General features: G+C 59.9%; 7 protein-coding genes. 5 read left to right on the top strand and 2 right to left on the bottom strand.

The window, feature by feature from the left end; genetic code table 11:
* The first annotated feature begins 224 nt into the window (after positions 1-224).
* The 4 genes from ACVOK8_RS13570 (at position 225) to ACVOK8_RS13585 (ending at position 5,153) form a co-directional block, all read left to right on the top strand.
* Entirely contained in the window at positions 225-932 is a 708-nt protein-coding gene (locus tag ACVOK8_RS13570) for a hypothetical protein (RefSeq protein ID WP_481567284.1), read from the top strand.
* 350 nt (positions 933-1,282) lie between these two features.
* On the top strand, positions 1,283-2,326 hold the full coding sequence (locus ACVOK8_RS13575) for a helix-turn-helix domain-containing protein (RefSeq protein ID WP_481567286.1): 1,044 nt from the start codon (positions 1,283-1,285) through the stop codon (positions 2,324-2,326).
* Positions 2,327-2,419: 93 nt separating this feature from the next.
* Positions 2,420-3,631: a nuclear transport factor 2 family protein gene (locus ACVOK8_RS13580; RefSeq protein WP_481567287.1), complete on the top strand. Its 1,212-nt coding sequence runs from the start codon at positions 2,420-2,422 to the stop codon at positions 3,629-3,631.
* Between the two features lie 190 nt (positions 3,632-3,821).
* Positions 3,822-5,153, top strand: a complete 1,332-nt coding sequence (locus tag ACVOK8_RS13585; protein WP_481567292.1) for a S41 family peptidase — start codon at positions 3,822-3,824, stop codon at positions 5,151-5,153.
* 119 nt (positions 5,154-5,272) lie between these two features.
* Here ACVOK8_RS13585 and ACVOK8_RS13590 read toward each other — a convergent pair whose 3' ends face one another.
* Entirely contained in the window at positions 5,273-6,061 is a 789-nt protein-coding gene (locus ACVOK8_RS13590) for a hypothetical protein (protein ID WP_481567288.1), read from the bottom strand.
* A gap of 138 nt (positions 6,062-6,199) precedes the next feature.
* On the opposite strand from ACVOK8_RS13590, the gene ACVOK8_RS13595 reads away from it, so the two are divergent.
* Entirely contained in the window at positions 6,200-6,625 is a 426-nt protein-coding gene (locus ACVOK8_RS13595; RefSeq protein ID WP_481567289.1) for a hypothetical protein, read from the top strand.
* A gap of 84 nt (positions 6,626-6,709) precedes the next feature.
* On the opposite strand, the gene ACVOK8_RS13600 is transcribed toward ACVOK8_RS13595, so the two are convergent.
* The gene (locus ACVOK8_RS13600; protein ID WP_481567290.1) at positions 6,710-7,546 is read right to left on the bottom strand and encodes a restriction endonuclease; all 837 of its coding nucleotides are present in this window, start codon (positions 7,544-7,546) and stop codon (positions 6,710-6,712) included.
* Positions 7,547-7,797: the final 251 nt, after the last annotated feature.

The following is a 7,797-nucleotide window of genomic DNA, read 5'->3' on the forward strand; positions in this document are numbered from 1 at the left end:
AAAGCGGACGTCTGCACGCCTTTCGAAAGACGTTTGATGTGGTTGCCGAGCGGGCCGCGTGACCGGTTGTATGCTGGCTTGCTAGCCGGAACCGGCCGACCTAGAATCGAGCTATAAAAAGGACAAAGCCCGCCACGCGGTGCTTTGTTGGTGATTTGTACGGCCGGACCCGCGGGTCCGGCCAAACGGAAGCTAGACCTTAATATCAGCAACAGGGGAATCTTGTGGATTCAATCGCAGTATTAATGGGGGTGGTCATTGGGACGGCCGGGCTTGTGGCAATCGTATCGAGTTTATTTTATACCAAGAAGGCTAGTGCTGCTGTATTACGAATCGCCGCACTTGAAGCAAACGCAAACGAGCACCAGAAGGAGATTCACCTCCTTGAGGCAGCGCACCTCAAGGCTAAGAACGACGTCGATATAGAGCATCATAGCCTCGCCAAACACGCACGAGAGAAGTATTTCACCGAGGGAGTTCAGCATGGTCTAGTATCAAGCCAGAAGGATCATCTGATTGAAATTACTAATATTCGAGCCGCCCATCGAGAGGAGCTCGCAGAGCGCGAAGCTCAGGCTGAAAAGCACGGTCGGGCATTAGCCAAGGCAGAGCACGAGGCTCAAGTGAAAGCCTTCGGAGTGGAAATACGGCCTTACGTAAAAATCGAGAAGGACGTTGGGGTAATTTGGGATAGTCACAAAAGCTATACCGGGTACCAATACCAGCTTCTCGTTAATGGCATTCCAGCCTTCCAGCCGCATGTGGTGGTTGAACACAGCGAAGAGATTAAGGAAGTGGATAAGCAGATGGTTGCAGAGCTAGTGAAGCTCGCTCACAAAGCAGCAGACGCCGCGGCCAAGGTTTATCTCGGTGGAGCATCGCCGGGCGCACTAGTCATAGGGCCGGAAATAATTCAACAAGTTAAGGTCTAGCAAGTCAGCCCAGCCGCTCCGCGGCTCGGCTCAATTCAAGTGCCAGGCATTAAGGGGCAGGTCTGTGCGCGTTGACTTAGCCCTCATTGGCGGTGACAAACTACTCACCCGCCGACGTCAGCGTGGGATCGATTGCAGCTGTTTATAGGTCACAGTTGGGTTGGAAATTATGAAGGCTCCTATTTATTGCGCTGTATGTATTCCTGGTTGAGGCCTCACTTCGATTTCTTCTGTTCTAGATGCGCGCTTGGGTATTGGTTGCTCCATGACGCCACAACCCGAAGCAGACATACTTCAGGGCGCTCAATCCAACCAGACCCATTCGCTTCTTCTCCGGCACCCACGCACCCATGCTGACGTCCTACCTGCTGTTCTTCTTCGCCGGCCTGGGCGTCTTCAACGGTGCGGCGCTGTCGGTCTACCTGCTATGCCGAAAGCCCGTCCGCCCTGCCCAGAGCTGGTTGGCGGTCTTGGTGCTGATGCTCAGCCTTCGCACCGGCAAGTCCCTGCTGTTCTACTTCTGGCCCGACATCTCCAAGCTGGTTCTGCAGGTCGGTTTGACCGCCTGTTTCTTCATCGGCGTCTGCCTGATCGGTTTCGTGCGCGCCTGGCTTGATCCCGATGGCCGGCAGACCTGGAACGATGGGGCAATCGCCTTGGGCCTGCTGGTGCTGGCGACTGCCTTTGGTATCGCCTGGCCGTATACCGACAACGTCTGGCTGTGGGCTGGTCCGGTGTGGGCCTCCATCCAGGTGGTTTGGCTGGTATGTCTGCTGGTGGCAACGGTGCTGTTCCTGCGCGGCGGCAAGCAAGATCGAGCCGATGCGGCGCCCGGCGCGCTGAGCCGCAGCCACGTCGTCTCGGTGATCGCGGGCGTGGGCGTGATCTGGCTGGCCTATGCCACCGCCGGGCTGACCTCTTACATCGTCGGTGCGCTGTCCTTCTCGCTGGTGCTGTACCTGAGCATCAGCGTTGCGCTTGCCCGGCGTAAGCCTGCTCCAGTCGCCGAGCCTTACCGCGACCGTAAGATCGCGCCCAGCGAAGCCGAGGCGACCTTGCGCGCCCTGCATGCGCTGATGGCCGACGAGGGCCTGTACAAGGACGCGGGTCTGACCCTGGCCAAGCTGGCCAAGCGGCTCAACATACCTAATGCCCGGTTGTCGCAGCTTCTTAACGACAACCTCAAGACCGCCTTCAAGCCCTACCTGGCGCAGGTTAGGATCGAAGCTGCAAAGCAGTTGCTGCGTGCGCAGGCGTCGGCATCGATGGACGATGTGGCGGAGGCGTCCGGCTTCCTGTCCACTTCCACCTTCTACAGCAGCTTCAAAAAGATGGAAGGGAGCACGCCTGCGGCGTGGCGGCAGGCCCAGTCGCGCTTGGCGGCGGGCTCCTGAAACGTGTTTGGTGAGTCCGTAAACACGCTTCAGTAATTTGATTCGTAAAGGAATTTCGCAGACTTCGGGGCACCCATCCTGCGGAGTCTTTTCATGTCAGTAACGCGTTTCAAGCCGGGCACTGCCGGTGTGCTATCGCTGCCAGCACGCCTCATCCGATGGTTCGCCGTGGCCAGCCTGGCGTTGTGGTTCGGCGGGCTTGCACATGCCGATCCGGTCGCGGATCAGCGTGAGATCTCGGTGGTCATCGAGGACTATCTGCGTGGCAGTTCCTACAACCAGAGCGATCGGCTAAGCCGCGCCTTCCATCCTGATGCGCGGCTATATCTGAGCCAGGGCACGGACGGCATGCGCGAGGTGGGCATCGCCGAATACAGCAGCTGGTTCGGCAAGAACGCGGGGCAGTTCAATGACCGTGTCGGCCGTCTGCTCGGCATCGAGGTCGAAGGCAACATCGCCACCGCCAAGGCGGAGATTCTGATCAGCAAGGATCAGGCACGCTACGTTGACCTGTTCCTGCTGAAGAAGCTGGAAGGGCGTTGGCTGATCATCAGCAAGACCGCCACCCGCGAAACCGCACCCGCCCATGGCCGCCAGGTACTGCTGGCGGTATCCAACGTGGACATCATGCCCGGCACACGCCTGAGTGCCGGCAACAGCTTCTCGGAGCTGATCCATGCCTATGCGGGCTTCCGTGAGGCTGGCTATGGCGTGCAGTTTGTCAGCCCCGAAGGTGGCGCCGTGCCGCTGGCCTACATCGACACCAGCATCCGCGAGCACAAAGCCGGCATCTATGACGCCGATATGATGTGGGCGCTAGCCAACACGCGCCGGCCCGACGAGGTGACGGCCAGCGACTACGCCGCGCTGATGTATATCGGCGGCAGTGCCGCGATGTATGGCGTTGCCGAGCACCCCGGCATGCAACGCTTGGCGGTGCGCATCTACGAGCAACGGGGCGGCATCGTCTCGGCGGTCTGCCACGGCAGCGCCGGGCTGGTGAACCTGACCCTGTCCGATGGCTCTGCGCTGGTCAGCGGAAAGCGTGTCACCGGCTATCCAGACGCCTACGAGGACATGAGCGCGGCGTACTACAAGACCTTCCCGTTCTCGATCGAGCAACGCCTGCGCGGGAGCAACGGCCAGTTCAGCCACGGCGCGCGCGGCGCATCGCATGTGGAAGTTGATGATCGGCTCATCACCGGCATGAACTGGGAATCTACCCGTGGCGTGGTGGCAGCGATCATCCAGCGCTTGGAGGCTGATAGTGCTGCACTACAGAACGAAGCCCAAGCGGGTGGTTGAGTAACTGTAGCCAAGCCGGAGTGCCCGTTGCTGGATGGGAGCGGGCAGGATCGATGACCATTCCGGATGAAGGCAGTTTCAGCCCATCGCTCGCTGCACATCCGGTATCGATCACCTGCTTGCAAGTCTTGTGGTGAATGCGAGACGTCTGAACTAGGATTGCGCTTCAAGTCGAACAAGGCAGTTGACTATGCATCGCTTGGCCTTTTTGCTTTCTGTTGCGTTCTTCAGCGGCTGTGCCCAGGCGGATACGGCTTGGCGGGGCACAAGCACCCAGTCGCTGGTCAGCGGTTCGGGCGATATATCAAATGTCGGCGGCGCAGCAGTGACCTTGTCCGCCGAGGCGACGGGTGCAAATCAGTTCGTCGGTGCCATTACCACGATTGACGCAGCGGCCTTTCAAGGACGGGAAGTAGTTCTCGCCGGCACGCTTCTGGTCAAAAGCGGCACCGGCAACGCTGCGCTCTGGGTCCGCGCGGACGGCCCCGAAGAGCCGTTGGCCTTCGCAAGCACGGGTGACCAGCCTGTGCGCCTCAATGAAGGCTCCCAGCCGCGAGAGGCCCGGCTCTACATCCCGGCAGCCGCGACCAGTCTCAAGCTCGGGGTGACGCTTGGCAGTGCAGGGCGGGTAGATGTGGAGTACCTCACGCTAAAAGCCGAGAGTGCAGTCCAGAGCAATATATCCGCCTATGACATGCTCGATAACGCCATTTCCATCATCCGCGCGAACGCGCTGAACGCAAACCGTGTGGATTGGGCCGCCGAGCGGAAGTCACTTCTTACCCCAGACTTGAAGAAGCTTCCCGCACAGGAGGCGTACAGCAGGATCCAGACGGTTTTGACTGCGCTTGCAGACCGGCATAGCTCCGTGCAGGCGCCAAGTGCCGTTTCGACCTATCGCGCAGGTGCAGTCGCGACGCAGGCCATGGAAGCCAGGCCAATGCAGGACATCGGCTATCTGTTGGTGCCGGGCCCGCGCGGCACTGATCCCAAGGCCGGGGATATCTTCAGCACCGAACTTTGTGAGCACATCGCAGGCTTGGCGAAAACTGCAAGCAAGGGCTGGATCATCGACCTTCGCGATAACACCGGAGGCAATATGTGGCCGATGATCAAGGGGCTGAGGCCATTGTTGGGTGGCACCGATCTTGGTGCATTCCGGGACCGCAATGGTGTGATCACACCTTGGCGCGCCCAGCCTTCCAAGGGGTGCGATGTTGATCTTTCCCACAGCCGCGTGGCCGTGCTTGTGGGGCCCAGGACGGCAAGCTCCGGCGAGGCGGTGGCGGTTGCGTTTCAAGGCCGCCCTGGCACCAGCTTCTTCGGGCAGCCGACGGCGGGACTCTCGACGGCCAACCAGTCGTTTGCGCTTCCTGACGGCGGCGCTATTGCATTGACGACAGCGGTATTTCTCGACCGTACGGGAGTTGCGTATCTGCAAGGTATACAGCCGGAAAATCCCGTGCCCCGTGAACAAGATGCAGTTACAGCAGCGGCAGCATGGTTGCGCTCGCAGCCTTGATGGCGTGCTGATGGCGGGAGCCCAAAACCGGGGTCAGAGTCGAATTGTTTGAAGGCGGAGCCAAGTGCTCTACCAGAATGGCCACAGCTTGAAGTCGTGAGGAAACCGAAACCGAGTTTTCAGTTGACGGCGGGAGGTGACGCCGTGCTGCTCAATGGCGCATAGAGGCCGTCATAACCGGGTATCAACCCAGCTCCCGGCAGGTAACCCCGCTTGTCGCCAACGTGCCGATTGCCCGCGATCGAGGTGACACCGCATTCCGGCACACAGACCCAGGCTGTGCCGGCCGGCCCGCGCACATAGAGGCTGTGTGGGTTCAGGTCGGACAGCAGGTATCCGGCTGGCTCATAGTCGGGTGCCGACTGTCTGCCCTTTTCGCGACTGGCATGGACGTTCCCCAGCAGCGCAATCACTGCGGGCACGGCGTTGTATGCTGCCCTGATGCGCGTGGCCATGCCGGCGTCCCGCGATCCTGGCATGCTATCGTCGATGGCCAGCACGCTGATTCGTGTGCCTTCCGCACGCAGTGTTCGCAGCCGGTGCAACAGTTTCAGCATAGCCGCGCTGGATCGCCCGTCCTGGGGCTGGCGTGTCCAGAATTGGCTGGCTAGAAGTGCAGTCTGGTCCGCATCGGAGCCCTTGCTTGTCAGGAAGTTGTCGAGGCTTGTCTGCTCTTCGATTGGAATCTCCAGCGCGACTACCACTGGATTTCCTGACGTTGCGCTGGCGCATGCCAGGTCGCCAATCAGTGCTGGTGCCTCGTTGGTGCCATGGACTTCACCTACGAGCAGCAGGCCCGCAGAGGGCATGTTCAGAGGCCAGCTGCAGTTGGTGTTCTCATTGGCTGAAGCAACGTCATTTGCGAATGCACCTGACGCCAGCAGCAGAAGTGGAAGGAGTGACTTCATGTCGAGACCCTTTGTCGAGATGCATCCGTGGCACGCCGTCACTGTATACGGTTGCGGCCGACTGCCGTCTTTGTGGAACAGGCAAGGGACGTATGATGCAGGACTTGGTTTTCCTTCGCTTGATCGCTCGGCATCCCCATGACCAAACTGCTCATGACAAGAATCGATGTGCCCGGCTGGGCACGTCCGTTTGCAATGGATATCGATGCGGAGTTCGGCGCGCGGCTCCATCAGGCCGATTCTCAGATGGCTGAAATCCATGCCGCTGCTCATCAGCTGGTCCAGCGTTACGTTGACGAGGTGGCGGACGACATGCTGTTCCCCGACAAGGGGAGAATGACCGGGGATTACTACGTTTCCGAGCTGCGTTGTGACGTTTCGAAGACTGATTCTTTCCCGGAGGCTGAAGCGCACCGGCTAAGCCTGTGTGTGCGCTGCCTTGAACACGCCTTCGTGCAGCAACAGACAGATTTTGACTACCTCGGGCTCGAGGTGCATTTCCTCTGGAATGAGGAAAGCGCAAGCTTCGAAGCTACCGGCGATATCGATTCAAGTTCGATCTGAGCAGGCCGGTGCTAAGTGACCATCTGATTTGAACTGCCACGCTGAAAGCAACGTCACCAGCGAGAATCGCGCTAAAAAGTGGAATCAGGTGATTGCAGGTCCCGTGCCCCTGCATCTCGGGAAATTGCTGCAGCCCAGGAAGCGTTGCCCCGTGCTTCTATTGACCCGCTGCACCAATGCGCCTCCGCAACGAGGGCAGGGCGCGGCATCTGGCGCTGGATGTTCCGGTGCGGCCAGCGTTGGTTCCATACGCTGATTGATTGGCACGGGTGCATCTTCCACTGTCTTCAACGACTGGATCATTGCCAGCAGTTGTTCGCCGCCGATCAGTTCGATGGACTTGTCGCGCGCGAAGGCCTCCGCATCCGGAGTGAACGTGCCGATACAGACAATCATTACGGCCTGCGCTTGATGGTGGGCAAGAAGCCCTGCCATCTCGCGCACCACGCTGACACCCATCTGTTGGCGCTTCCACTGCTTGCATTGCACCAGCGTGCGCTGCCCTTCCTTGCGCAGGATGAGGTCGATGCCGCCATCTGGGCCTCCTAGTCCGGTTTCTTCCACCGCATAGCCCTGGCGGCGGAATGCTTCCCCTACGAGTTGCTCGAATTGGCGCCAGCCACCGGCCGCCAGGCTTTCGAGCGTGGTGCGTGTGTCCAGGAAGCGGCGGCGTTTGCGGGCATTGAGGTAGGAGGCAAGGGCGGCGATCCAGCAGATGGCGAGCAGCATCCATGCCAGCAATGCGAAGGTCCCGCCCAATTGTTGCGCAAGACCCTGCGTAAGCGCCCCGCCTTTGTGCGACAGCACCCATGTGACGCCGTAGCGCACGACGATGAAGCCGATGATCCCTGCGAGGATGCCTACTGGCCACGGCATGGTTGCCAGTGCGCCGATAGAAGGTTGTCTTGTTCTGCGTCCCATGCGAACCCCCTGTTCCAGAGGGCAACTTAGCGCTTAGGTTGGGTGTTGTCAGCAGGTTGGTCGATTTGTAGGAGTGCGGTGTAAGGCGCGAAGCTTGTTGTGTTGGGTGTTTGGCAGCTGGTTGTGCTGGTGGTGTTCTTGCTTCGCGGCTTACGCCGCTTGTGTCTGCCAGCCGAGTAGATTGTGGTTGAGAGCGGAGTGCGGCAGCCCGTTACGTCGCGGTGCCCAGAAGCACGTGTAGGAGTTGGGGC

This window comes from Stenotrophomonas sp. STEN083, assembly GCF_056759195.1.